Source organism: Belliella filtrata, from assembly GCF_022549775.1.
Lineage (GTDB): Bacteria > Bacteroidota > Bacteroidia > Cytophagales > Cyclobacteriaceae > Belliella > Belliella filtrata.
Genome location: NZ_JAKZGP010000060.1, coordinates 1 through 26,809 on the forward strand (window position 1 = coordinate 1; position 26,809 = coordinate 26,809).

21 protein-coding genes and 7 tRNA genes are annotated in these 26,809 nt (G+C 38.4%); 11 read left to right on the top strand and 17 right to left on the bottom strand.

Annotated elements, in window-relative coordinates:
- Positions 1 to 165: 165 nt before the first annotated feature.
- Positions 166 to 1,335: a Gfo/Idh/MocA family protein gene (locus tag MM239_RS17105; RefSeq protein WP_241349472.1), complete on the bottom strand. Its 1,170-nt coding sequence runs from the start codon at positions 1,333 to 1,335 to the stop codon at positions 166 to 168.
- A gap of 276 nt (positions 1,336 to 1,611) precedes the next feature.
- On the opposite strand from MM239_RS17105, the gene MM239_RS17110 reads away from it, so the two are divergent.
- From MM239_RS17110 to MM239_RS17130, 5 genes are read left to right on the top strand one after another with little or no spacing between them, the layout of a single operon-like run.
- Complete coding sequence (locus MM239_RS17110) at positions 1,612 to 2,847, top strand: nucleoside permease (protein WP_241349473.1); 1,236 nt, start codon at positions 1,612 to 1,614, stop codon at positions 2,845 to 2,847.
- A gap of 9 nt (positions 2,848 to 2,856) precedes the next feature.
- Positions 2,857 to 3,732 carry a hydroxypyruvate isomerase family protein gene (locus tag MM239_RS17115; RefSeq protein ID WP_241349474.1) on the top strand — a complete coding sequence of 292 codons (876 nt, stop codon included), beginning with the start codon at positions 2,857 to 2,859 and terminating at the stop codon, positions 3,730 to 3,732.
- Between the two features lie 33 nt (positions 3,733 to 3,765).
- Positions 3,766 to 5,442, top strand: coding sequence for a GMC oxidoreductase (locus MM239_RS17120; RefSeq protein WP_241349475.1), 1,677 nt, complete (start codon positions 3,766 to 3,768; stop codon positions 5,440 to 5,442).
- 18 nt (positions 5,443 to 5,460) lie between these two features.
- Positions 5,461 to 6,018, top strand: coding sequence for a gluconate 2-dehydrogenase subunit 3 family protein (locus MM239_RS17125; RefSeq protein WP_241349476.1), 558 nt, complete (start codon positions 5,461 to 5,463; stop codon positions 6,016 to 6,018).
- Positions 6,019 to 6,077: 59 nt separating this feature from the next.
- Positions 6,078 to 6,980 carry a sugar phosphate isomerase/epimerase family protein gene (locus MM239_RS17130; protein ID WP_241349477.1) on the top strand — a complete coding sequence of 301 codons (903 nt, stop codon included), beginning with the start codon at positions 6,078 to 6,080 and terminating at the stop codon, positions 6,978 to 6,980.
- 122 nt (positions 6,981 to 7,102) lie between these two features.
- On the opposite strand, the gene MM239_RS17135 is transcribed toward MM239_RS17130, so the two are convergent.
- The 6 genes from MM239_RS17135 to MM239_RS17160 form a co-directional block, all read right to left on the bottom strand.
- On the bottom strand, positions 7,103 to 7,762 hold the full coding sequence (locus MM239_RS17135) for an MCP four helix bundle domain-containing protein (RefSeq protein ID WP_241349478.1): 660 nt from the start codon (positions 7,760 to 7,762) through the stop codon (positions 7,103 to 7,105).
- A gap of 291 nt (positions 7,763 to 8,053) precedes the next feature.
- Positions 8,054 to 8,127, bottom strand: a tRNA-Arg gene (locus MM239_RS17140).
- Between the two features lie 128 nt (positions 8,128 to 8,255).
- Positions 8,256 to 8,328, bottom strand: a tRNA-Lys gene (locus tag MM239_RS17145).
- An 88-nt stretch (positions 8,329 to 8,416) separates the two neighbouring features.
- A tRNA-Arg gene (locus MM239_RS17150) sits at positions 8,417 to 8,490 on the bottom strand.
- A 34-nt stretch (positions 8,491 to 8,524) separates the two neighbouring features.
- Positions 8,525 to 8,598 (bottom strand) — tRNA-Pro (locus MM239_RS17155).
- A gap of 92 nt (positions 8,599 to 8,690) precedes the next feature.
- A tRNA-Lys gene (locus MM239_RS17160) sits at positions 8,691 to 8,763 on the bottom strand.
- A gap of 168 nt (positions 8,764 to 8,931) precedes the next feature.
- On the opposite strand from MM239_RS17160, the gene MM239_RS17165 reads away from it, so the two are divergent.
- Positions 8,932 to 9,612 carry an SH3 domain-containing protein gene (locus MM239_RS17165; RefSeq protein WP_241349479.1) on the top strand — a complete coding sequence of 227 codons (681 nt, stop codon included), beginning with the start codon at positions 8,932 to 8,934 and terminating at the stop codon, positions 9,610 to 9,612.
- 9 nt (positions 9,613 to 9,621) lie between these two features.
- Here MM239_RS17165 and MM239_RS17170 read toward each other — a convergent pair whose 3' ends face one another.
- The 7 genes from MM239_RS17170 to MM239_RS17200 all read right to left on the bottom strand — a co-directional run bounded on the left by MM239_RS17170 (position 9,622) and on the right by MM239_RS17200 (position 16,581).
- Positions 9,622 to 10,275, bottom strand: a complete 654-nt coding sequence (locus MM239_RS17170; RefSeq protein WP_241349480.1) for a hypothetical protein — start codon at positions 10,273 to 10,275, stop codon at positions 9,622 to 9,624.
- A gap of 182 nt (positions 10,276 to 10,457) precedes the next feature.
- A complete protein-coding gene (gap, locus tag MM239_RS17175) occupies positions 10,458 to 11,462 on the bottom strand; it encodes a type I glyceraldehyde-3-phosphate dehydrogenase (RefSeq protein ID WP_241349481.1) in 1,005 nt (334 codons plus the stop codon).
- 162 nt (positions 11,463 to 11,624) lie between these two features.
- On the bottom strand, positions 11,625 to 13,853 hold the full coding sequence (locus MM239_RS17180; protein ID WP_241349482.1) for an NADP-dependent isocitrate dehydrogenase: 2,229 nt from the start codon (positions 13,851 to 13,853) through the stop codon (positions 11,625 to 11,627).
- Positions 13,854 to 14,058: 205 nt separating this feature from the next.
- Positions 14,059 to 14,859 (bottom strand): amidohydrolase, encoded by an 801-nt coding sequence (locus MM239_RS17185; RefSeq protein ID WP_241349483.1) that lies wholly within the window; start codon positions 14,857 to 14,859, stop codon positions 14,059 to 14,061.
- On the bottom strand, positions 14,859 to 15,413 hold the full coding sequence (gene def, locus MM239_RS17190) for a peptide deformylase (RefSeq protein WP_241349484.1): 555 nt from the start codon (positions 15,411 to 15,413) through the stop codon (positions 14,859 to 14,861). Before def ends, MM239_RS17185 begins: the two co-directional genes overlap by 1 nt.
- Positions 15,410 to 15,823: a Holliday junction resolvase RuvX gene (ruvX, locus tag MM239_RS17195; RefSeq protein ID WP_241349485.1), complete on the bottom strand. Its 414-nt coding sequence runs from the start codon at positions 15,821 to 15,823 to the stop codon at positions 15,410 to 15,412. The genes def and ruvX overlap by 4 nt, the downstream gene beginning before the upstream one ends.
- On the bottom strand, positions 15,823 to 16,581 hold the full coding sequence (locus MM239_RS17200; RefSeq protein ID WP_241349486.1) for a hemerythrin domain-containing protein: 759 nt from the start codon (positions 16,579 to 16,581) through the stop codon (positions 15,823 to 15,825). The genes ruvX and MM239_RS17200 overlap by 1 nt, the downstream gene beginning before the upstream one ends.
- 156 nt (positions 16,582 to 16,737) lie before the next feature.
- On the opposite strand from MM239_RS17200, the gene MM239_RS17205 reads away from it, so the two are divergent.
- On the top strand, positions 16,738 to 18,384 hold the full coding sequence (locus MM239_RS17205) for a S41 family peptidase (RefSeq protein ID WP_241349487.1): 1,647 nt from the start codon (positions 16,738 to 16,740) through the stop codon (positions 18,382 to 18,384).
- Between the two features lie 219 nt (positions 18,385 to 18,603).
- Entirely contained in the window at positions 18,604 to 19,005 is a 402-nt protein-coding gene (locus MM239_RS17210) for a VOC family protein (RefSeq protein WP_241349488.1), read from the top strand.
- A 53-nt stretch (positions 19,006 to 19,058) separates the two neighbouring features.
- Here the strand turns inward: MM239_RS17210 and MM239_RS17215 are convergent, their stop codons facing one another.
- Positions 19,059 to 20,984 (bottom strand): M1 family metallopeptidase, encoded by a 1,926-nt coding sequence (locus MM239_RS17215; protein WP_394801516.1) that lies wholly within the window; start codon positions 20,982 to 20,984, stop codon positions 19,059 to 19,061.
- Between the two features lie 198 nt (positions 20,985 to 21,182).
- Here MM239_RS17215 and MM239_RS17220 point away from each other — a divergent pair, with 198 nt between their 5' ends.
- The 3 genes from MM239_RS17220 (at position 21,183) to MM239_RS17230 (ending at position 23,633) form a co-directional block, all read left to right on the top strand.
- On the top strand, positions 21,183 to 23,039 hold the full coding sequence (locus MM239_RS17220) for a TonB-dependent receptor plug domain-containing protein (protein ID WP_241349490.1): 1,857 nt from the start codon (positions 21,183 to 21,185) through the stop codon (positions 23,037 to 23,039).
- A 414-nt stretch (positions 23,040 to 23,453) separates the two neighbouring features.
- Positions 23,454 to 23,528: transfer RNA gene (locus MM239_RS17225), tRNA-Val, on the top strand.
- 30 nt (positions 23,529 to 23,558) lie between these two features.
- Positions 23,559 to 23,633: transfer RNA gene (locus tag MM239_RS17230), tRNA-Val, on the top strand.
- Between the two features lie 129 nt (positions 23,634 to 23,762).
- On the opposite strand, the gene amaB is transcribed toward MM239_RS17230, so the two are convergent.
- Positions 23,763 to 25,307 carry an L-piperidine-6-carboxylate dehydrogenase gene (amaB, locus tag MM239_RS17235; protein WP_241349491.1) on the bottom strand — a complete coding sequence of 515 codons (1,545 nt, stop codon included), beginning with the start codon at positions 25,305 to 25,307 and terminating at the stop codon, positions 23,763 to 23,765.
- Positions 25,308 to 25,409: 102 nt separating this feature from the next.
- Positions 25,410 to 26,429, bottom strand: a complete 1,020-nt coding sequence (locus MM239_RS17240; protein WP_241349492.1) for a DUF4421 domain-containing protein — start codon at positions 26,427 to 26,429, stop codon at positions 25,410 to 25,412.
- Between the last annotated feature and the right edge of the window lie 380 nt (positions 26,430 to 26,809).

Genomic DNA, 26,809 nt, shown 5'->3' on the forward strand with positions numbered 1-26,809 from the left:
AAAGAAAGAGATGGGGCAAGATCTTTCAGTGAATATACCATTGCTAAATGGCTATTTGGGTCTAATTTCGCTCCCATCTCCAACCACTTTTTGTTAAATTTACAATCATTTCAAACATAGGAGGTCTGCGGGTTCTATTGATTTTTTATCGGACTAATCACTGGACTACTTTTCTACTACTAGTGGTGTCCACTTCATCTCAGAGTAAGCACTAGCCAAGACATGCTGCACAAAAGCCATTCCTCTAATACCGTCTTCAGCTCCTGGATAATCTAGCCATTCCTGTTTAGGCTGCTGTCCTTGTTGTTTGGCCAATATGCATCTTGCAAAATTCCTGTAAATATTAGCAAATGCTTCAATATAACCTTCCGGATGACCTGCTGGTGTCCTAGTATTTTCCTGTGCTAAGCTAGAGAGATAAGGTGTACCGGCTCTGTAAATTTGATCAGGCTCATTTGGCCATCTTACTATTAAGGTATTGCAATCCTCCTGCTGCCACTCTAATCCTCCTTTATCTCCGTAGATTTTTATTTTAAGGTTGTTTTCTGCTCCTGTATCAATTTGGGATGCAGTGAGAATTCCCGAAGCATTGTTTTCAAACCTCATCAAAACAGCCCCATCATCATCTAGCTTTCTCCCAGAAACCTTGATATCTATATCTGCACAAATTTTTGCTACTTTCTGACCTGACACATACTCTGCCAGGTTGAACGCATGTGTCCCTATATCTCCAAAGCAACCAGAACTCCCACTTTTACTAGGATCTGTTCTCCATTGTGCTTGCTTGTTATCTTCTGTTTCTAACAGCTTCCATAACCAACCTTGTGGATACTCCACATATACTTTCCTTACCTCTCCTATGACCCCATCAGCTACCATTTGCTTAGCTTGCTTGACCATTGGGTATCCTGTATATGTATGAGTAAGTGCAAACTCAGTTTTGGCATTATAGATAATTTCATATAATCCTTTCGCTTCTTTATAATCCAGGGTCATTGGCTTATCCAAAATTACATGAAAACCCAGCTCCAGCGCCTTTTTAGCTGGTGCAAAATGTGCATGATTCGGTGTTACTATACTGACAATATTGATTCTTTCAGAAGCTGGAAGTTTAGATTCCGTTTCAAGCATTTGATCATAGGATTCATAAACTCTGGTCGGATCTAGCATCAAAGACTCGCCAGCTTGCTTTGACTTCGCTGGATCACTACTAAATGCTCCGGCAGTCAATTCTATAAGCCCATCCAAATGTGCCGCACTTCTATGAATAGCACCGATGAAAGAACCTGGACCACCGCCTATCATTCCCATCTTCAATTTTTGAGTATTTTGCATCTTGATCAATTTTATTATTAAAATTAAATTATGATATTGCTGTATTGTTCAGAATAGAATAATTAACCCTAAGTCAAACACCGAATACTGTTACAAATCAAACACAGTCTTGATTTCCTTTTTTGGTATAGCTGAAGTAGGCAACATTCATTCATTATTTTGAATCAGTAAAACTTAAAATTAAGAGAAAAAGGCTAAAATTTAAATTTAAAATTAATAGTTTGGCAAATCATTTCTCTAAATCTAACTACTTAAACCTATTAACCAATTAAATTAATGAGTACAGGAATTCGCTTTCGCCTATCATTCATGATGTTCTTAGAGTTTTTTGTCTGGGGATCATGGTTCGTAACTTTAGGCACATTCTTAGGCACCAATCTAAATGCCACAGGAGCACAAATAGCCACGGCATTCTCTACACAATCACTAGGGGCAATCATCGCACCATTTATCATTGGACTCATTGCAGACCGATTCTTCAACGCAGAAAAAATATTAGGATTCCTTCATTTAGTGGGGGGTGGCTTGATGTTTTACATGTACAACTCAACAGCATTTGCAGGATTCTATCCTTTCCTTTTGGTGTACATGATTTTGTTCATGCCAACTTTAGCATTAGTAAACTCCGTTTCCTTCAACCAAATGGCAGATCCTGAAAAATCCTTTTCAGGAATTAGAGTTTGGGGAACTATAGGTTGGATCATTGCAGGAGCATCTATTAGTTACCTATTTCACTGGGATTCTTCAGAAAACTTGGCTCAAGGCTTATTGAGGAATACTTTCCTTATGGCAAGTATTGGTTCAATCATATTAGGAGTATTCTCCTTCTTCTTGCCAGCTACTCCTCCAAAAGCAGACAAAACTCAAAAGCTCAAAATTTCAGAAATACTTGGCTTTGACGCAATCAAACTATTAAAGGATAAAAATTTTGCAGCATTCTTTGCATCTTCTATATTGATCTGTATCCCTTTGGCCTTCTACTATCAGAATGCAAATCCATTCTTAGCTGAAATAGGAGTGGCAGATCCTACAGGAAAAATGACAATTGGTCAAGTTTCCGAGGCATTGTTCCTTTTGTTACTACCGTTATTCTTTAAGCGATTTGGTTTCAAAAAAACATTGTTGGTTGGAATGGTCGCTTGGGTTGTCAGGTACTTACTCTTTGCTTATGGCAATGCAGAAAGCGGGCTACCACTTTTGATTGTTGGTATAGCTTTACATGGAATATGTTATGATTTCTTTTTTGTGTCTGGTCAGATTTACACAGACTCCAAAGCTGGTGCTAAATTCAAGTCTGCCGCTCAGGGCTTGATTACCTTAGCCACTTATGGAGTAGGAATGCTGATCGGATTTTACATAGCCGGTATTGTTGCTGACATGTACTTGCTAGAAGACGGCACACACATCTGGCAATCTATATGGCTAATACCTTCAGGTATAGCTTTAGCAGTTGTGATTTTCTTCTTGATTTTCTTCAAAGAGGATTCCAAAAAAGTCTCAAACCTAAATTAATCATACACCATGAATCAAATTAATAGGCGAGCAAGCATCAAAAAGATTATGGCAGGCACTTTAGTCGCCAGTGCTGCTCCTTTGATACAAATCAATGCAGAACCAGTGAAGAATTTAAGCCTAAAAGGCAATGTCAATCATGCTGTATGCGCCTGGACATTTCCTCACCTCTCTTTAGATGAATTATGTAAAGCCATCAAAAAAATTGGGTTCAACGCCATAGATCTTGTTGGCCCTAAAGATTGGCATATTTTAAAGTCAAATGGCGTAGCGTGCTCCATGTGCAATGGTGCAGAAGTTTCACTTGAAAAAGGCTTTAACAATAAAGCATACCATGATCAATTGGTTAAAAATTATTCTGAAATCATCCCTCAAGTAGCAAAGGCAGGATACAAGAACTTAATTTGCTTTAGTGGAAACAGGGATGGGATGGATGATGAAACTGGACTTCAAAACTCAGTAGAAGGTCTCAAGAAAGTAATTGGGATAGCTGAAGAGCACGGTGTTACCCTTGTAATGGAATTATTAAATAGCAGGGTAAATCACCCTGATTACATGTGTGACAGAACATCTTGGGGAGTAGAATTATGCAAAAGGTTAGGAAGTGAAAATTTCAAACTTCTATACGACATTTATCACATGCAGATAGATGAAGGAGACATCATCCGAACGATCAGAAACAACCATCAATACATCGCACATTACCATACAGCTGGAAACCCAGGCAGAAATGAAATCGATGAAACACAGGAAATCTATTACCCTGCTGTAATAAAAGCGATAGTTGAGACAGGCTTCAAAGGCTATGTGTGTCAGGAATTTATCCCAAAAGCAGAAGATAAACTGGCATCTCTTGCAGAGGCTGTGAAAATCTGTGATGTTTAATTTAAAGTGAAATAATAAGCTCAAAATAAGATTATGGCAAATCAATATGATGCAATTGTAGTAGGCTCAGGTATCAGTGGTGGCTGGGCTGCAAAAGAACTTACCGAAAAAGGTCTCAAAGTTTTACTTTTAGAGAGAGGTAAGAATGTAGAACATATCAAGGATTACAAGAATGCTACTCAAGCACCTTGGGAAATCCCACATAGAGGAAGAAGAACTTTGGAGATGATAGAAAATCATCCCAATCTCAAAAGAGATTACGTCTTGAATGAACAAAACCTTGACTGGTGGGCTCACGAATCAAACTCACCTTACATCGAGAAAAAGCCTTTTGCTTGGTTTAGAGGAAACCAAGTAGGTGGTCGTTCATTACTATGGGGTCGTCAAAGTTACCGATTAGCTGATTTAGATTTCGAAGCAAACCTAAAAGAAGGAATAGCTGTTGACTGGCCTATCAGGTATAAAGACCTAGCACCATGGTATAGCTATGTGGAGAAATTCGCTGGAATTTCTGGATCCAAAGATGGAATTCCGCATCTTCCTGATGGAGAATTTCAAAAGCCAATGGATCTCAACTGTGTAGAAAAGGATGTAGCTGCAAGAATAAAAGAAAAATATGGCGATGCCAGACACATGACTATCGGAAGAGTGGCGAATATCACCGAACCGCTTCCTGGCCGAACTAACTGCCAGTATAGAAACAAATGTTGGCTTGGGTGTCCATTTGGCGGATATTTCAGTACACAGTCTTCTACACTTCCTGCGGCCATGAAAACAGGGAACTTGACATTGAGGCCATATTCAATAGTAAGCAGACTATTGTATGATAAAGACTCAAAGAAAGCAACAGGAGTAGAAGTAATCGACTCCGAAACTAACGAGGTCATTGAATTCAATTCTAAAATAGTATTCTTATGTGCTTCGGCTATTGGTTCAACAGCTATTTTGATGAGGTCAGCTACTGATATTTGGCCAGGTGGACTTGGCAGTAGTTCTGATCAGTTGGGTCACAACATCATGGATCACCATTTCAGAGTTGGGGCCAATGGGACAGTTGAAGGTTATGAAGACAAGTATTATTTCGGCAGAAGGCCAAATGGAGTATATATTCCTCGATTTAGAAATATAGGTGATGACAAGAGAGACTATCTAAGAGGTTTTGGATATCAAGGAAGTGCGTCCAGATCAGGTTGGAGCAGAAATGTTGCTGAAATCAACTTTGGAACACAGCTCAAAGAAGCATTGAGTGAGCCAGGACCATGGAGTATGGGAATCACTGCATTTGGTGAGACGCTTCCATATCATGAGAACAGAATCACTTTAAGCAAAACAGTTGTAGATAAGTGGGGTCTCCCAGCGCTAGAAATGGACGCTGAAATAAAAGAAAATGAAAAGAAAATGCGTGTTGACATGATGAATGATGCCGCTGAAATGCTAGAGGCAGCGGGACTTAAGAATGTCAATACTTTTGATGCTGGCTACACCTTTGGCCAAGGGATACATGAAATGGGAACTGCAAGAATGGGAAGAGATCCTAAATCTTCGGTCCTTAATGGAAACAACCAAGTATGGGATGCGAAAAATGTCTTCGTTACAGATGGAGCATGTATGACTTCAGCTGCAGCTCAGAACCCATCTCTTACATATATGGCTCTTACAGCTAGGGCCGCAGCATTTGCTGTAGATGAACTTAAAAAAGGCAACCTTTAATCAAAAAAGTACTGAATTATGGCAATGAATAGACGAGATGCAATAAAAAGCTTTGCTTTGATGATGGGCGGAGCTATGGTAGGTGCTAATGTAATCCTCACTGGATGTAGCCCAGAAGATCAAATCATAGGTTTGGAGTTCACTCCAGACCAGATCGCATTCCTTGATGAAATTGGCGAAGCAATTATCCCCACAACTGACACTCCTGGAGCAAAAGCAGCTGGGATTGGTGAATTTATGGTAATGATGGTAAAAGACACCTACAATGGAGACCAACAAACTGTATTTATATCAGGGCTGAATCAATTAAGAAAGGACTTCAAGGATGCCAATGGAAAAGATTTCATGAAAGCATCAACTGAAGAAAGGACAGATTTCTTAAATGAAATGAATAAAAAGGCTAGCCAAAGCGAAAACCGTGAACCGCAAGTAATAGGCATGCTGAAAGATTTGACAGTCTTAGGATATTTTACTTCTGAGATCGGCGCTACTCAGCAATTACGTTTTGTAGAAGCCCCAGGTAAATATGAGGGTTGCCTTGATTATAAAAAAGGAGATAGAATATTTGCTCTATAATAATTCAAGAGAGACTTTTTATAGTCTCTCTTTTTAAGTTAAATCAACCCTAATTTCATATGAATAATAGAAGAAAATTCTTACAACTTAGTGCCACATTAGGCATGGGAGCATTCCTCCCATTACAATTTTGTAGTCCTAAAAATGAAAATAGTGATGCTCAAAACGAAACTGAGTTAAACTCCACATCTGGGAATTTAGGCCCATTTGGAATCCAACTTTGGTCAGTGAAGGAGGACATGATGAAAGACCCAAAAGCTACAATAACAGCATTAGCTGGCTATGGATACAAGCAAATTGAAAGCTGTAATTTAGGCAAAGGGATATTTTGGGGAATGAAAAACACAGCGTTCAAACAATTGATGGATGATCTCGGTACGGAAATTATTGCGTCTCATACCAATACTTTCGAAAACTTGGAGCAACAAGCTAAAGAAGCCGGAGAGATAGGAATGAAGTACCTTATAAACCCATTTGTAGGGCCTCAGAAGTCAATGGATGATTTCAAAAGATTGGCAGATGAATTCAACAAGCAAGGTCAAATATGTAAAGACAATGGCCTCAAATTCGCATATCATAACCATGGTTATACCTTTGATGAGCTTGATGGAGAATTGCCGCAGCAATATTTACTTGAAAATACAGATCCAGAATTAGTAAGTTTTGAGCTTGATCTTTATTGGGTGTACACTGCAGGTGAAGACCCTATCAAATGGCTAGAAAAATATCCAAATAGGTTCCCTTTAGGACATGTAAAAGACCGCATAAAAGATGCTGAAAAATCCCAACTTGAAGCATCCACATTAATTGGTGAAGGATCTATGGATTATATCAAAATAATCAATTCAGGTAAAAGCAAAGGAATGGAATACTTCATAGTCGAGCAGGAGAAATTTGATGGTGTTACACCAATGGAAGCTGCTGAAAAAAATGCGCAATATATGAGTGGCTTAGCCCTCTAACTGCTCAATAAGCCAAATTGACGTATTGCATTTATAGCGAAAAAAAACGTCTCAATTGATAATTTCAAGTTTAATTAGAATCATATTTGAAATTAATTTTTGAGACGTTTTTTTTTAAATTATCACTCCTCTTCAACCAATGTTGACTTTATATTTCTTGAGGCATAGATCAATATATATATGATCAATACTAAAATCACGAGTGCTGCTATTTCAAACTGTGACCAAATCCTTGACCTGTTTACAACCTTCTCTGAGTTTTCAGCCATTCTTTTCCCTTCTTCAATCTGTATCTGTGATAACTTTTCCAGATCACTCAAAGCACGCTCTATGTAGCCGTTATACACATGGACTTGTTCCTCATTAATACCTTCTTCTTCTGAATACAACAATTCATAATCACCAATTCGTAAATTATTCTCGATGATCTTTCTGAAGTCAGTCAAAAACTCATTTTCAGCATCTGTCAACTTCGTAGATTCAAAAGTGCTTACAATTTCCAGAATATTATCCTCATAAGCTTCGATATCTTCCAAAACGTGGGAGTAATCACCTTCATCCCAGCAATGATTAACAAGCAACTTGATTCGAAATAGGCTCTCTGAAATTGAAAATATGTAACTTTCAACCACTAGTCTATCCTCATAAACTGACACAAAAGACTCTTCCAGTTCCGTGAAGTTCTTTCTATCTAGAATATTTTTTCCAAAAATCAATAATAATAAAAAAGTCAATACAACAGCTGCTTTCAGCTTATTACTTAAGGACCTACGAGCTCTCATCTTCAATCAAATTTGGGTTTACAATTCCACTATATTTTCCAGAAACAGATATAAATGATTACAAATAAAAGAAAACAAAGCCTATCATCAAAGCTGAAATAGGGTTAATACATACCCTCTAAAAAAATTGTGCAATTAATTAGATCTTTTTCAGTTTGATCTATACCAACAGTTTAAATCCAGCTCAAAACTACCATGGAAGTTACTAATTTTCAAAGCTATTAACGATCCTTTAGAATATTCTCGACTTAAAAAAAAATCAAAAAAGAACCTCCAAAATTGGAGGCTTTGTGATCCTGTCAGGACTCGAACCTGAAACCTACTGCTTAGAAGGCAGTTGCTCTATCCAGTTGAGCTACAAGACCAATAATCAAGAATACCTCCAAAGAGAGGTATTCTTGATTAATTTTCCTTAATCTTCCCCATATTGACTCCACATTCGCTTCGCCATCGGGACAGGCTTCTAACCTGTACACCTTGTGTGTAAATTCTGTGATCCCGCTGGGGCTCGAACCCAGGACCCTAACATTAAAAGTGTTATGCTCTACCAACTGAGCTACGGAATCATTGATTATTAAAATTTACTTATCTCTTTATATAAGTTTGCACTCAAAGTATTTAAATAAAAGCTTTAAAACTTTAAGTTTACTTTCGTGATCCTGTCAGGACTCGAACCTGAAACCTACTGCTTAGAAGGCAGTTGCTCTATCCAGTTGAGCTACAAGACCTTGATTTACTTTTACTTGAAGTTTAAGTAAATTGTCGGGGTGGCAGGATTCGAACCTACGACCTCCACATCCCAAATGTGGCGCGATACCGGGCTACGCTACACCCCGAGCTATACTTTCAACTCCTAATTTTCTGTTTCAACTTTAGCTAACAAATTTTGTTCATTAGCTTAGTTTTCACACCTTCTGTGTAAATTTTGTGATCCCGCTGGGGTTCGAACCCAGGACCCTAACATTAAAAGTGTTATGCTCTACCAGCTGAGCTACGGAATCATTATGTTTTATTTTTTGCCTCCTACTTATTAGGAAACCTTATTTTTTTCCAGTTTTTGACTTGTTTTTTGTCAAATCATTGCCGTAATTGGACTGCAAATTTAAGCGGACTATTTTAAAATGCAAAACTCAAAGACAAACTTTCTTACAAAATTTACAATATTTTTAATGGCAATCATACAAAGCTTTAATTGTCAAGCCAATACATTTGAACAAGAAAAAGCAGATTCTTTGTTTGCTACAAAGAATTACCAAGAATCTATGGAGATATATGAAAATCTCCTGCATCATGAAGAAGCTTTCTCTCCTGCAATGCTTTTGAAGATGGCTTTTATAGAAGAAGGAAGAGGTGATTTTTCGAAAGCTAGCTACTACTTGGCAAAATATTACGACACTAACCCAAACCCTCGTGTTATCACCAAAATCAAAACGCTAACAGAACAATCAAACTTGATGGGTTATGAGTTAAATGATTGGGATAGGTTTCTTAATTTCGCTACTGATTTTCAACTTGAAATCACTGCAAGCTTAGGCGTCCTATTACTCATCTCCTTATTGCTGCTTATTATTTTAGGAAAAAACCTAAAGGCTCCAAAGTATTATATCCCTACCTTTGGTCTTATTCTACTCACCTTTGCCGCCAATAACTTTTTGGATGGCCCCAATACTGGAATTGTAACGGGAAGCCCTACTATCATCATGGACAAGCCGACAGCTGGTGGTAAACTTCTACACAATGTGGACCCAGGGCATAGGGTAATAATAAAATCCTCTAAGGACAATTGGTATGAAGTAGCATGGGGGAATGAAAAAGGCTACATCAAAAAAGAAAGCATCACAAAATTGTAATGCTAATCATCAACCATCACTATTCTCGAGCTCTTCTTGTAAGCTGAGTATTTGACCAGGTGACATGTACAAATCTCTTATTTTGCTTCGGTATTCTTCACTGAACCCTTCTTGATTCAAGATGAAGTTCTTTACAGTCATGATCTGATGCCCCATCCCACAAGATATTGCATAGGTATCCGCTGCTATTTCAGCCTCTGTAAGCCTTTTATTAGACATGATATACCTCATGCCGAAATGCATCATATTAGCTGTGCTACGCTCCTTATAATCCATAATATGCCCTAACTCATGTCCAATCCACCCCACCAATGCATCATGTGGCACTTTTTCAATGGGTAAAATAGTATCTCCAAGATCTAATTCTCTTGTAATTTTTATTCTATACTCTCTATTTTCCTTGCCTGTCACCAACAAAGTCAATACTCTTGGTTGTGCTTGCATTACAGCTCCCTTAATCCTATCGCGGAATTCAAAGTCTATTCGTACTCCAGCCAACTCTGGGAAATACGCTAATGCCTCTACAACGACATCTTTAATCTCCCATGGTATTGTTTTGTTATCCACTTCAAATTTATCTTGATCCAGGACAGGTGAATCCGCATCACTTTGTAAAGAACTAGGTAAAAAAATCAATAGTAATTTAAGAATTATTGTAAGCATGCTATAATATTTATTTCCAATCAGTTATATTAATAAAAAACAACAACTATTCCAAAAAACCTCTTCAAAAAATAAAAATTCCCCAAAGAATTTGAATGTCATCGGGAATACTCGAATAACACCCTCCACTTTGGGGAATATAAGTCAATCAAAACTTAGATTAACAACCTAAGGTTTCAATATTATTTGCTAGCAATATAGGTAAGAAGGTCTACCACTTTATTGGAGTAACCCCACTCATTATCATACCAAGAAACAACCTTCACAAAAGTGTCACTCAATTGAATACCTGCATCCTTGTCGAAAATTGAAGTTCTGCTATCTCCATTAAAATCAGTGGAAACAACTGCATCTTCAGTGTAGCCCAACACCCCTTTCATGGTTGTCTCTGACACCTCTTTCATTTTTGCGCAAATTTCTTCGTAAGAAGCTCCTTTTCTCAATCTTACTGTCAAGTCTACTACCGATACATTTGGAGTAGGGACTCTAAATGCCATACCAGTCAACTTACCATTCAGTTCAGGGATCACTTTACCTACTGCTTTAGCTGCACCAGTAGATGAAGGGATAATGTTTTGAGAAGCGCCTCTACCACCTCTCCAGTCTTTAGCGGAAGGACCATCTACAGTCTTTTGTGTAGCGGTAGTGGCATGCACTGTAGTCATCAAACCTTCTTCTATACCCCAGTTATCATTCAATACCTTTGCGATAGGCGCAAGACAGTTTGTAGTACATGAAGCATTTGATACAAACACCATATCTGAAGTGTAAGACTCATGGTTTACACCCATTACAAACATTGGAGTATCATCTTTTGAAGGAGCTGACATGATCACTTTCTTTGCACCTGCATCAATATGTCCTTGTGCAGTCTCTTTAGTCAAGAAAATACCCGTAGACTCAACAACATATTCAGCACCAACTTCAGACCACTTAAGGTTGGCTGGGCTTTTTTCTGCTGTCACTCTAATCTCATTACCATTTACTATCAATTTACCGTCTTTCACTTCAACCGTTCCATCAAATTGACCATGAGTAGAGTCATACTTAAGCATATATGCCATATAATCTACATCGATCAAATCATTGATTGCTACGATTTGTACATCTTCTCTAGCCTGCGCTGCTCTGAAAACCAATCTACCGATTCTTCCGAATCCATTGATTCCTACTTTAATCTTGCTCATAATTATAGTTTATTTATTGTTTATAGGTTTGATTACAAAATGGACCATTTCAAAATCTTAAAACTCAAGCCCTAGATTCATTGAATAATTTATGGTGTGATAAATTTACCAATAATATCTCTGCCGCCCAAATTTAACAGAACTTGATATAGCCAATTCAACTTATGATATTTTAGTTAAAATATCATTGAACGTCTTGGAAGGCCTCATAATAGCAGATACCTTTTGCTCATCAAGCTTATAATATCCACCGACATCCACTTTTACTCCTTGTGCATTATTTAGCTCTGACACTATTACTGATTCATTATCCCTCAAAGCTTTGGCAATAGGCTCGAATTTCTTCTGCAATGCTTCATCATCATGCTGTGAAGCCAAAGCTTCCGCCCAATACAATGCCAAATAGAAGTGACTACCTCTATTATCAAGCTCTTTAGCTTTTCTTGAAGGAGATTTATCTTCTTCGAGAAATTTACCAGTAGCTTGATCTAATGTTGCACCAAGTACTTTTGCTTTTTCATTAGAAAATGTAATTGACAAATGTTCCAAAGAGACCGCTAAAGCCAAAAACTCACCTAGGGAATCCCATCTCAAATGGTTCTCTTCTACCAATTGCTCAACATGCTTTGGCGCAGAACCACCAGCACCTGTTTCAAAAAGGCCTCCACCGTTCATAAGTGGGACGATTGAAAGCATTTTTGCACTTGTCCCCAGTTCTAATATCGGAAACAAATCAGTAAGGTAATCTCTCAAAACATTTCCAGTCACTGATATCGTATCCTCACCTGCCTTGATCCTGGCTAGGGAAAATCTCGTAGCATCTACAGGAGACATTATTTTTATATCTAGTCCAGAAGTATCATGCGATTTTAGATACTCGTTTACCTTTTTGATCAACTCGCCATCATGTGCACGATTCTCATCCAGCCAGAATACAGCGGGAACACCTGTAGCCCTAGCCCTACTTACTGCTAGTTTTACCCAGTCCTTGATTGGCTCATCCTTTGTCTGGCACATTCTCCAAATATCACCAGCTTTTACCGTATGGCTTATTAGAACCTCATCACCAGACACTACTTGTACTTCACCATCATTTTCTATTTCGAAAGTCTTATCGTGCGACCCATATTCTTCTGCTTTTTGTGCCATCAGACCTACGTTTGGTACAGATCCCATAGTAGAAGGGTCAAAAGCCCCATGTGTCCTACAAAAATCAATAGTTTCCTGATATACGCCTGCATAAGACCTGTCTGGGATCACCGCTTTTGTATCTTGCTGCTTACCTTGCCTGTTCCACATTTGACCAGAGGTCCTTATCATGGCTGGCATTGAAGCATCTATAATCACATCTGAAGGCACATGAAGATTGGTAATTCCTTTGTCAGAATTTACCATCGCAAGATCTGGCCCCTCTTCCAAACATGCTTCGATACTTGCCTCTATAGCTGATCTTTCTTCATTTGAAAGCTGTCCAATCTTTGAAACCAAATCTCCAAAGCCATTATTTACATCAACTCCAAGCTTTTTCAAAACTACGGCATGCTTTTCGAAAACAGGCTCGAAGAACACTTTTACCGCATGTCCAAAGATAATAGGGTCTGATACCTTCATCATGGTAGCCTTCATATGCAAAGAAAAGAGCACACCATCAGCTTTCGCTTGTTTCTTTTGCTCTTTTAAGAAAGAAATCAATTCTCCTACACTTAGCACCGCAGCATCTATTACTTCCCCTTGCAACAGGGATAGCCCTTTTTTCAAAGTTTTTGTTTCCCCTGAGGCTGAGACAAAATTAATATCGACTGTAGTAGCTTGTTCTAAAGTAACAGACTTCTCACTTCCATAAAAGTCTCCTTTGCTCATACTTGCGACATGTGACTTAGAATCTGATTTCCATGCTCCCATGCTATGTGGATGCTTTTTAGCATAATTCTTCACTGCAAGAGGTGCTCTCCTATCTGAGTTACCTTCTCTTAACACAGGGTTTACTGCACTACCTTTTACTTTATCATACTTAGTCTTGATCGCTCTCTCTTCGTCTGACTTTGGATCATCAGGATAGTTAGGCAAAGCATAGCCCTTTTCTTGAAGTTCCTTGATAGCTGATTTCAATTGAGGCATTGAAGCACTGATGTTAGGCAGTTTCACGATGTTAGCCTCCGCTGTTTTGGCAATCTCACCTAATTCTGCTAATGCATCTTTGATTTGCTGATCAGCTTTCAGGTGCTCAGGAAATTGGGAAAGAATTCTCCCCGATAAAGAAATGTCGCGTGTTTCTACCTCTACTCCTGCCGAATTAGCAAATGATTGAACTATAGGCAATAAAGAATAAGTCGCCAAAGCTGGCGCTTCATCAGTAAGGGTGTAAAGTATTTTTGCTGTTTTAGTGGTCATTTTATATATATTTGTATCACTTAATTTCTGTTATTACATCGGCATGATAGGCCTATTTATAGCCACCACTCATGCTGAACAATCCCTAGTTTTCATTGGTAAGTAACTGAGGGTTTTATAAAATCTGGGCTAAATTAATTAAAATATCCCAGTTTCAAAGTCCATAAATCCTTATGAAAAATGGCAAAAAGTATTTTTCAAAGTATCAATTCTTCAGTTCAAATTTATCGGCGTCTTTCCATGCTGGAAATTTCTCCCTGAAAGCTATCAAATCAGAATAATTTAACTCTAAAATTAAAATCCCCTCATTTTCTTCTGCACTAGACACACATTCACCTTTGTAATCGTATATGGCTGAGTGACCAGAATATTCTACGCCATTTCCATCTACACCTATTCTGTTGACTCCAATTGAATAGGAAAGGTTCTCAACTGCTCTTGCTTGGAGTAAAATATCCCATGCCTTAACCCTAGCGGCTGGCCAACTAGCTACATAGATACTTAAATCATAATCCATCTCACCATCTGAAGAAGCCCCATTCCTAGACCATACTGGAAATCTCAAGTCATAACAAACTTGAGGAAGTATCTTCCATCCATTGACTTCAAAAACCCTTCTTTTTTTTCCCATATCATAGGATTCATCTTCCTGCGCCATACGAAACAAGTGACGCTTATCGTACCAGTCGATATCTCCTGAAGGGCTAACCCAAAGCATTCGATTGTAATATTTACCTGAATCCTGAATTATCGCTGATCCAGTGATTGTGACTTTCAGTTGTTTTGCTACCTGTATCATCCACTTACATATGGTATGATTCATGGGCTCAGACAATGATTCCATATCCATACTAAAACCTGTAGCAAACATCTCTGGAAGTATCACCAGATCAATAGCCTTTGGCAATTGCCAAAGTTTTTCCTCAAACATGGCTAGGTTTGCCACCTTGTCTTGCCAATATAAATCCGTCTGAATGAGGGCTACTTTGAGATTACTAACTGCCATTATTTCAATGGGTATATCATTCTGTAATCCGTCCCAACTCTCCCTTTACTTACTTCAATGAGCTTACTCTGAACCAATCTCTTCTTCAAACCTTTCAAGTAGTCAACAAAAAGTATCCCTTCCAAATGATCATACTCATGCTGAATCACCCTAGCTGTCATGCCTCCAAATTCCTCCTCTTTAAGATTCCAATTTTCATCATAATACTCTATGGTTAGCTTTTCTGGACGAATGATCTCTGCTCTCACTTCTGGGATACTTAAGCATCCTTCCTCAAAGCCAAAATTGTCGCCATATTCATCCAGAATTATTGGATTGATAAAAACCCTTCTGATTCCTTTTTCATCATCATCCTCATCTAGCATCAAGCTACTGTCTATTACAAAAAGCCTAATCCCTTGGTTGATCTGCGGTGCGGCCAAACCTACCCCGCTAGCATGATCCATTGTGCTAAACATGTCCTTGATCAAAGTAGACACATCACTCCCTTCTTGGATTTCTTCTGCCTCTTTTTTCAATATTGGATTACCGTAAGCTACTATTGGATATATCATAATTTTTCTAAATATGTCTGTAATATTATTGCAGCACTGATCTTATCAAGATTGCCTGCTTTCTCTTTTCTATCCTTCTTTTTACTTCCCATGGCTATCATACTTTGCATGGCCATTTTAGACGTATACCTCTCATCTACGAGGACAAGTTTTTTTTCAGGAAATAGTTTCCCTAACCTATCTTTGAGACTGATCACTCTCGGTGTCATTTCATTTGGTGTTCCATCCAGTGACTTGGGATAGCCTAACACTATGGTGTCCACTTCCTCCTTTGAAAAATAAGTCGACAAATACGAGGCTAGATTACTTGTCTCTATAGTTTCTAATGGGTTGGCAGTGATCTTGAGTACATCTGTAACGGCCAATCCTGTGCGTTTGGTTCCTAAATCTATTGCTATTATTCTTCCCATCAGTTACTATTAATTTTCTTCTTTGTTTTCCTCAATACTTCGAGTTCTAACTGTATAGCCTTGGGAAATAAAAGTTCATCTTCAATTGCAGCATGAATCATCAACTCATTTTCAAAATTCTGCAACTCACTATATAGTATCTTCATAGATAAGGGCGCATCATCAGGCAGATAATAATCCTTTGTCAATTTGCGAATACCCTCCATCTCATCATCATGATCTTCATGCGCATGAGCCAATGATGAAATTGGGTTAGTTTCCAAAATCACTAATGAATCAGCTACCCCGTAATCTCCTGCCTCTATCTCTTGCAACAGTTTTATCCTTTGAAACACACTACTTTCTTCCTCATGAATGTGATGAATAAAATCCTCCACAAAAAGAGGGAACATGATTTTCAAATCAGCTAAAATTACGGCATACTCGCCCTTAGATTCTATTCCTGTTACCATATTTGCCAAAAAAGGCAACTCTTGTCTTACAAAAAAATAGTGCTTTCTCTTCAGGTAGGCTATCAATACTTCAATAGGATGTAAATACAATTCGTCCTTCGTAGGCTCCTTTGCTAAGGCCCAAGACTCAAGCTCTTGGGTCAATTGTTTCGGATTCAATTTGAACTTAGCGCATACATCTTTGAGAAGGCTATCTTCAAACTGGTAAAAACTTATTCCAAAATAGTGCAAAACAGCAGCAAACACGTAATTATCAGAAATTAAGTCTTTGATAGGTCTATTTTGTATCTGTTTTGGATCCAACATAGTTACAAAAGTAAGGCATTTTAAGAAGAATTTCCTGAAATCCTTGTCTAAATTGAAAATGTTACGTTTATCAAAACGTTTTAAAGAAAAATACGGTTTAATAGTATATTTGAAGAATTTCCATTAAATAAGCATTCAAAAAAACCTGAGGATATCGTGAGCGAATTTAAAAACACAAAAGCCCAAGTAAGATTACCAATCATCATCGCATTGGCAATATCAGCTGGAATATGGGTAGGGGCAACTTTTGCAGAACCAAAAACAGACAGAAATGACCTCAAAGCAGCAATCTATAAACTTCAAGAGATCATCACCTACATCAATCGCGATTATGTAGATAGTGTCAATACAAATGAATTGGTTGAATTTGGCATTGAAAAAATGCTAGAAAAACTTGATCCACACTCTAGCTACATCCCCGCAAAAGACGCAGCACTTGCAAAGTCTCAGTTGGACGGAAATTTTGATGGGATTGGAGTGGAGTTTGGGATCATCAGAGACACCATTTATGTAGTGGCTCCTCTTACGGGTGGGCCATCTGAAAAGCTTGGCATACAAGCTGGGGATCAAATCATCAGTGTAGATGGTAAAACAGTTGCTGGAACTGGCATTACCAATCGTGATGTATTTGACTTGCTAAGAGGCCCTTCAGGAAGTACCGTAGTGGTAGACATCAAAAGAAAATCCCAACCAGAGTTATTATCTTTTGATATAGTCAGAGACAAGATTCCACAGTATTCTGTCAATGCATCTTATATGATCAATGAAGAAATAGGCTATGTGAAAGTGACAAGATTCGCAGCAACAACATATGAAGAGTTCAAAAGAGCTGTTGCAGAGCTTAAAGAACAAGGTATGAAAAAGCTGGTTCTTGACTTACAAAGCAATCCAGGCGGATACATGGGAGCAGCTATCAATATGGCTGATGAAATTCTTGGAAGCAATGCTGTGATCGTTTCACAGAAAGGGAAAACAAGCCGATTCAATCAAAAAGCCATGGCTGTAAAGGAGGGTATTTTTGAAGATGGCTCTGTGATAGTTCTTATAAATGAAGGAAGCGCATCTGCATCTGAAATTGTAGCTGGTGCTGTTCAAGACAATGACAGAGGCTTGATCGTTGGTAGAAGATCATTTGGTAAAGGACTCGTTCAATGGCCTATTGACCTTTCTGATGGTGCAGAATTGAGACTTACCATTGCTAGATATTATACACCTTCTGGCAGATCTATCCAGAAGCCTTATGGTCAAGATGAAGACTATAGCATGGATTGGGTAAAAAGACTTGAGCATGGCGAGTTTTTCTCTGCTGACAGCATCAAGTTCAATGATAGTCTAAGATACGAGACAGTCTCTGGAAGATCAGTATATGGAGGGGGAGGCATCATGCCAGACTATTTTGTACCTATGGACACCACAATGTCCTCGGCATATGTCAACAGACTCTTCAATTCAGATTCAGCTAGAGAGTTCTTCTTAGATTATCTTGACAAGAATAAGAAGAAATTCAATGGAATGTCTTTCGAGGAATATTACAACAACTTCCAAGTGACTGATGCAATGCTTCAAGAACTCATCAAGACAGGCGAAAAGAATAATGTCAAATTTGTTGAAAAAGACTTCAACAAATCCAAAGAATACCTCAAGGTACTCATCAAAGCTAACATGGGCAGAAACCTTTATGATGACAATGCATACTATAAAGTAATCAATGACATCAATGAAATATACCTTCAAGCCATCAAACTATTTGATGAAGCTGAAAAGTTAGCGTTTGCAGATAAAAAAGGTCAAACTTCAGATTGACAAGTATAAAGAGAGCTCAAGAAGCTCTCTTTTTATTTCCTCTTTGGCATAAAAAGTTGAATCTTGTAGCATATTCATTAGTATAGTATAATCGATTTGAACTTTCTAGCACCAAATATTTACAATTGCACCATCCCTAATTAAACCTATTAACCTAATTGATAATAACTAATGAAAAAATTCATCTTTATAACCTTAACTATTACCTGTTTTACAATTATGAGTCAAAAAGTAACAGCCCAAGCAAAAATCACTCACATCGCAGTATTTGTAAGTAACTTAGAGCAAAGTGCTGATTTTTATAAGAATGTAATGGAATTTGAAGAAATAGAAGAACCTTTCAAAGATGGTTTACATGCTTGGTTTGACATCGGAAACAATCTTCAGCTACACGTTATTGAAGATAATTGGGAACCTATCACAATCAACAAGAATAATCATATTTGTTTCAGTATTCCAAACATGGATGCTTTCATTGCAAACCTAAATGAAAAAAACATTGAGTTTGAGGATTGGGCTGGTGAAAAAGGGAAAATCAATCTAAGGCCTGACGGTATACAACAAATCTACCTTCGTGATCCAGATGGATATTGGATTGAAATCAATAATGAATACAACTAACTAAAAAAACAAAAATAAGAAAGGGAGGTTTGAGCCTCCCTTTCTTATTTTTATTAGTTGCCATATATTGCAGATGGCCACACATCATTTCCAGCATTGGTATCAGTAATAACCTTATCTGGATCAATTTCAATTTTAGTCACTTTCTTATCCACTTTCAGTAAATGTTGCCAAGTATTTCCTTTGAACCAAATCTCAACAGGAAGCTCTCTTCTTTCCGTACTTCCATCCTCATAAGTCACTTCAAAGACAACTGGCATTGGCATATCTCCTTTGTTAGAAAAAGCTACTACATAGTTTGCTCCATAAGGATAAACTCCATCCACGGCTAGATCAATGTTGGCATTACTATAGAACCAACCTTTCCAAAACCAATCTAAATTCTCTCCACTGACATTTTCCATATGGTTGAAGAAATCATTTGGCTGCGGATGCTTATAAGCCCAAGTCCTTATATAAGACTTGAATGCCTTATCAAACCTCTCATGGCCTAGAATATATTCTCTCAACATCATCAAACCAAGTGCAGGCTTCATATATGCTACCATACCAAGATTATTTGATTGAGTCCTGTCAGGGTGGGTTGCAATCGGCTCCCTGCTTGAGTTTGTCAACCAACCTAGGTATTTTCTAGTCTTGATGAGATCATTAGTGTATTCGCCATCATTGAAAGCCAAGTAGCTGTAGTAGTTGATAAAGGTATTGAAACCTTCATCCATCCAAGCGTGTCTTCTCTCATTGGTACCTACGATCATAGGAAACCAGTTGTGACCAAACTCGTGGTCTGTAACACCCCATAGAGACTCACCTTTTGACTTATAACTACAGAAGTTAAGTCCAGGGTACTCCATACCTCCTATATCTGCCGCAACATTGACAGCAACTGGATATGGATATTCGTACCACATTTCAGAATAATGTTCCACTGAAGCTTTAGAATATTCTGTAGACCTTCCCCAAGCCTCTTCACCGTCACTTTCTTTCGGGTATACAGATTGCGCAAGGGCTTTCTTTCCACTCGGTAAGTTAATCCTAGCAGCATCCCAGATAAATGATTTTGAGGACGCAAAAGCTACATCTCTCGTATTATTCATTTTAAAATGCCAAGTCAAGTTCCCCTCTGATTTCGGGCGATTTTTTGATATATCCCCAACCTCATCTGGCTGAATGATATAAACTCTCTCATCACTTTCAGATGCGTTTTTCATTCTATTCTGAAGCTCTTTGGTCAAAACTTGACCAGGGTTTTGCAATTCTCCAGATGCCACTACAATGTGGTCAAATGGTACAGTCACTTTATAATCAAAATCTCCATACCCAAGGTAAAACTCACCAGCACCTAAGTAAGGATCTGTATTCCATCCTGTGACATCATCAAATACAGCCACTCTTGGATACCATTGAGCCATAGCATAGATCGTTCCGTCCTTGACATCGAGCCTTCCCATCCTGTCCATACCTTTTACTGGGATTTTATATTCAAAATCCATGGTGATTGTCCCCACCCCACCATTTGCAGGGATTGGCTCAGCAAAGGTCACTTGCATCCTTGTATCACTGATCAAATAATCAGAACTCACTGACTTGTTCTTACCGCTGATTTGTGCTTTTACATTTGAAATATCATAGCCTCCATCTACGTCTCCACTATACCTATTTCCTTGTACTGGTGTAGTTAAAGTACCTCTTGAAGACTCAGTAAATCTATTTTGCTCCAAATAAAGCCAAACAAAATCCAAAGCTTCTGGACTATTATTAGTATAAGTAATTTTCCATGATCCTTTTACACTGTGATTTGCCTCATCCAACTCCACGGAAATCACATAATCAGACTTATTCTGCCAGTAGCTTGGCCCTGGCTTGCCTGAGGCAGTTCTATAAGCTGACCCTTGTCTGTATCCTATCTCTGTAAAAGCATCATCCTTGTTGTCTTTGACTGTTTGCCCATCTGATGTCCAAATCAGCCCAACAGAAAGCATCCCTAGTAAAAAACCTTTTAAGCTTTGTCTCATATATTATTTAATTTTTTTTGATCGGCTAAAATAATCAATCTACGATTAAGAAAAAACTAACCAAATTTTATATCAATACACATTTCTTTTCTTGTTTCAAAACCAATAAAATTTGCATAATGAATATTTTCAATTCTACTTTGTCCTTCAGTTTAAATCGACCCTATGAAAAAGTGTTTACTCATTTCTGCATTAGCTTTAGGTATATGTTCAGCTAAAGCAAATCAAGACAGTGTGACTGTTGACTTGGGAGAAGTAGTTATTAGTGAAAATAGAATAGAGATACCATTCAACAAAACCTCTAGAAATATCTCTATCATCAGTAGAAAAGACATCGAAACTACACCAGCTAGAAGTTTGCAAGAGGTCCTCGCTTTCACTCCTGGTGTGGATGTAAGACAAAGAGGAGTCACAGGCGTACAAGGAGACATTGGAATCCGTGGAGGAGGATTTGAGCAAACATTGATGCTAATCAATGGCATCAAAATGACCGACCCACAGACTGGGCATCACATTATGAATATACCCATTCCTCTACAGGCTATTCAAAGAGTGGAAGTAATGAAAGGGCCTGCCTCAAGAATCTTTGGTCAAAACGCATACGCAGGAGCTGTAAATATAGTAACCATGCTACCAGAATCAGCTGGCTTGAACATTCAAGCTTACGGCGGTGATTTCGGTATGAGAGGAGTCAGTGCTGTATCTTCCTTACCTGTAACCCTCCCCTTTGGCACTTATAAACAGACGCTTTCTGTAAGCCATGATGCATCAAATGGGCATTGGTACAATTCTGACTACAAAGTAAGCAATGTGTTCTATGAGGGAGGGTTAAACCTCAACGAACACCATGAACTCCGAACAATGATGGGATATACTGAAAGAGATTTTGGCGCAAATGGATTCTATACCAACAGCTTCCCAGATCAATGGGAAAGTGTACAAACACTCCTAGCCTCACTTAGTCATACTTATGAGCGAAACGAGCTTTATGTACAAACTAGAGCTTACTGGAGAAAAAATGATGATGAATTTAGGCTTAGAAGAAATGAACCAGCATTTTTCACTAATCTTCACACCTCACACACCGCAGCTTTAGAAGTGAATGGCCGATACCAAAGCCAAATTGGTACCACAGGATTTGGTGTAGAAGGAAGAAATGAAAAAATCAACAGTACTAACCTAGGTGAAAGGGAAAGATCCTTTATGGGTGTTTTTGCGGAGCACAGAATTGAATTTTGGGAGGATTTTGATTTTAGAGCTGGGGTATATTCGAATTATTATGATGAATATGGCTGGAAGCATTTCCCAGGTGCGGAGTTAGGATATCAGCTCAATAACAGTTCCCGACTTTACACCAATTATGGGGCAAGCTACAGAATACCATCCTTTACTGATTTGTATTATGAAGACCCTAGCAATCTCGCAAATCCTGACCTGATGCCTGAAGAAGCTCAAAGCTTTGAAGTCGGTTATAAATTCCAAAAAAATGGACTAAGAGCAGAAGTAGTTTACTTCAATAGATACTCGAAAAATCTCATCGACTGGTACAGAGAGCCCAGTACAGTCTCACCAAATCCAAATCAATGGACTCCTCGAAATATTTCAGAAGTAACATTCCAAGGAATAGAAACAGGAATACAATATGCTTTTAGTCAAACCAGCAAAAACATCAAAATAAAAGAAGCTTCTCTTAGCTACAACTTTATAGACGCTAATTTGATGCAAAACTCTGGTGTAGAGTCGAGGAATACGCTCTCTGCACTCAGGCATCAACTTATCGCAGGTTTACAAACAGAATGGTATACCGATTTTGAATTGAACATCAAAGCCAGGTATTTAGAAAGAATGGCACTTGATCCATACTTTTTATTAGATATAAGGGTTGACTATAACAGGCTAAAAACTTTTGGACTGTTTGCTGAGGCTTCTAACGTAACAAACACAAATTACATAGAAGCTGGCTTTGTCCAAATGCCAGGAAGGTGGTTTAGAGCTGGAATCAACTTAAACTTAATCAAGTAAGACTAAAGTTGTTTCAAGAAAAAGCCTAACATCCAAGCTTGTTAGGCTTTTTCAATTATGGATGTTCCAGTATGCTATTTGAAAACCTCAATTTATTGAAACATCTTCCATTTAGAATATGTAAAATACTCAACTGATCTCAGACAACTTTGCCAATAGCATTCTAAAAGACACTGAGAAATCCATTATGATTCCTATGTTTCAATACTGTCATCATTCTTCATGTCCTTTCAAAAACACATTCTTAGGAAAGCCTTATTTGCCTAGAATTTAAAAACCTTATAAAAACGCCACCCCACTATCATTTTTTCAGATTCAATATCAATGCATTACAAAATTACTTGAAAAAATTAAGATTGAATTTTTGCTCAATATTAAAATAAAGCTACCTTTGCAATCCATTCACAGAGCAATGGGAGTTTAGCTCAGTTGGTTCAGAGCATCTGCCTTACAAGCAGAGGGTCGGGGGTTCGAATCCCTCAACTCCCACACATAGTAATTAAGTCAATACCCAAAATTGGGAGTTTAGCTCAGTTGGTTCAGAGCATCTGCCTTACAAGCAGAGGGTCGGGGGTTCGAATCCCTCAACTCCCACAAAAAAAGTCTCTATCGAGACTTTTTTCTTTTTAGAAACAATTCGGGAATTCAACTTCACATCTTTTTCCTATATCCTCTTTTACCCGTTCAAATTCACCATACAATTCACTTCCGTATGTAGGTAAGTTAAATCTCGAACTTTATCCCTTGTGCCAAGGGCAGTGCATCACCGTAATTAATGGTATTGGTCTGCCTCCTCATGTAAGCCTTCCAAGAATCAGAACCTGATTCCCTACCTCCTCCAGTCTCCTTTTCTCCTCCAAATGCACCCCCTATTTCAGCGCCAGAGGTCCCAATATTCACATTGGCGATACCACAATCTGACCCAGCTGCCGATAGAAAAAGCTCAGACTCCCTTATATGCATTGTCATGATAGCAGAAGACAAGCCTTGCGGAACAGCATTCTGAATCTCTATCGCTTCTTCTAATTCATTATATCTGATCATGTACAAAATTGGCGCAAAAGTTTCATGCTGAACCATTTCATAGTGATTTTCAGCCTCTATTATACAAGGTGTAACATAACAACCAGACTCGAAACCGACACCATCCAAAACACCTCCTGGCACCAACTCTTTACCACCTTCATTCTTCACTTTATCGATAGCTTTCAAATACATTTTCACAGCCTCCTTGTCTATCAAAGGACCAACATGATTAGCTTCATCAAGTGGATTTCCTACTACAAGTTTTTGATATGCGGCCCTTAACCTATTTTTTACTTCTTCATAAACAGCATCATGAACTATCAACCTTCTGGTGGTAGTACAACGCTGACCAGCAGTCCCAACAGCTCCAAAAAGCGAAGCCCTTATCGCTATGTCTAAATCAGCATGCTGAGAGACAATCATAGCATTATTGCCCCCTAATTCCAACAAAGTCTTACCCAAGCGCTGACCAACAACTTGAGCAACCAACTTACCCATCCGAGTAGAACCAGTTGCCGAAACCAACGGGACCCTCTTATCTTTGGCGAGGTATTCCCCAACTCGGTAGTCACCATTGATCAAGCATGACACACCTTCAGGAACATTATTGCCTTTCAACACCTTCGAAATGATATGCTGGCAAGCAATAGCGGAGAGAGGGGCTTTTTCAGAAGGTTTCCAAACACACACATTCCCACATACCAATGCAATCATAGCATTCCAAGACCACACAGCAACAGGGAAATTAAATGCGGAAATAATGCCTACAACACCTAGAGGATGCCATTGCTCGTACATTCTGTGAGAAGGTCGTTCCGAATGCATCGTCAAACCATACAATTGACGAGATAGTCCAACTGCAAAGTCACAGATGTCAATCATCTCCTGAACCTCTCCTAAGCCTTCTTGGTAAGATTTACCCATCTCATAAGACACCAACTTCCCAAGATCTTCTTTCAATTCCCTTAGCGCATTCCCTACCTGCCTTACAATCTCGCCTCTTTGAGGAGCTGGAATCATCCTCCATTCCTTGAATGCAAGCAAAGCCTTATTCATTACTTGATCATAGGACGATTTATCGGTCACTTGAACACTAGCGATTAATTTACCATCAGCTGGGGAATACGATGCCATCCCCTCACCCGAAGTCTCCACCCATTTAACCCCAGTACTAGTTCCTAAATTATTTTTTTCTACCCCTAATCGTTTGAGGGCATCATTTATTCCAAAATCTTGCGACATATTTCTGGGTTTAATATTCGAACAATAAAGGTAAATCTAATAAAAAAATCAGATCATTTGAAAAAAGAATTGAATAGGATTACAAACCCAAACCGATCATCATCACAGCAGCCTTTTTGGGTCAACAGCATCCAAATACTTCTTAATACCTCTACCTGGAACAAACCGGTATACAAAATTGATCCTATAGTTGCCCGTCATTAAGGTATTATCAAAAGAAGAGTTCCTTACCATTTCCACCCTGTTGTGTACGTAATTGAAATTCACCGACCATTTCTCTGAATTATACCCCACAAAACCTCTTAAAAACATATTTGAACTAATTGCCCATCGGTTCTCAAAACCATTTGCAAACGCTAAATTTTGATGTCCCAAACTCAAATTGGTCGAGGCATATCCAGTGATAAAAAAATGCTTCAAAATCACAAATGTATGTGCATATCCTACATTAGGGCCAAACTGAAAGTAGTTACTCCTCTGGAAATTTCTCGATTCATCATCTAAAAACCCAACTGGAATAATTCCTTGCTCATCGAGTACATTTCCTCCATAAATTTCAAATCCTAGTAAAGGGCTTCCTGCAGACCTTTTTTGCCATTCGTTTTGCAAAAATGCAGCTCTTAAAGAAATCTTATCCCCATTAAACAAGTACTGCACATTTGCCCCGAACTTATGAACCCGCATCGTAGGGCTTACATAAAAAGGCTCATTACTAAAGTCATGTGAAGACAAATCAACATAATACCCTCTATAAAACTGCCCAAAAAGATCTATCACTAGATTTTTGGGGTACGCATGCGCTTGAAGATCTAGATACTTTGATTCACCAGTTCCTCGGTCTGGATTCAAAAAACCAAATCCATAGGCCAAATTTAAGGTAAGGTTGTTATAAGTAGCTCCTACCCCCATGTTCAAGGTCGAATTGGGTTCGAACCTCAACTTATTACCAGATACTCTATCTCGAACTTCCAGTGCAGTATACTTTCTGGAAGTGTATACTCTTGTTGTCAATTTATCTGGATAAACGACATAATAAGTAGAATCAGCTTGCGAAGCGTGAGCAAATTGACACCCCAGTCCAAAAAACACAAACATTAAAATCACTAAACCTAAGATTCGCATATATCAACAATTTAAAGATTAGCTAAAGCACAAGGTTGCAAACAGCATTTAAATTTTTCACTTACAAACCATGTCATTAGCAAAATCAAAATCCAATATTCAATGAGACTTTTGATCATACAATTTTAAAAATCAATCGCTGATCCAAAAGAAAAAGACTCGTTTGAGATTATATCAACTGTTCCAACTTCAAAGTTTAAGCCAAAACCGAAACAAATCAAATCAATTTCTTAATAAGTCACATAATTCCAGGTAAATCGGGTAGGAGAAACGGGATTAATTCCCGTTTCGACCTCCCACACCACCGTACGTACCGTTCGGTATACGGCGGTTCCTTGCTTTACGCCCTCTAAGAGAACGGGTTGACGTTGTTTTCAGTT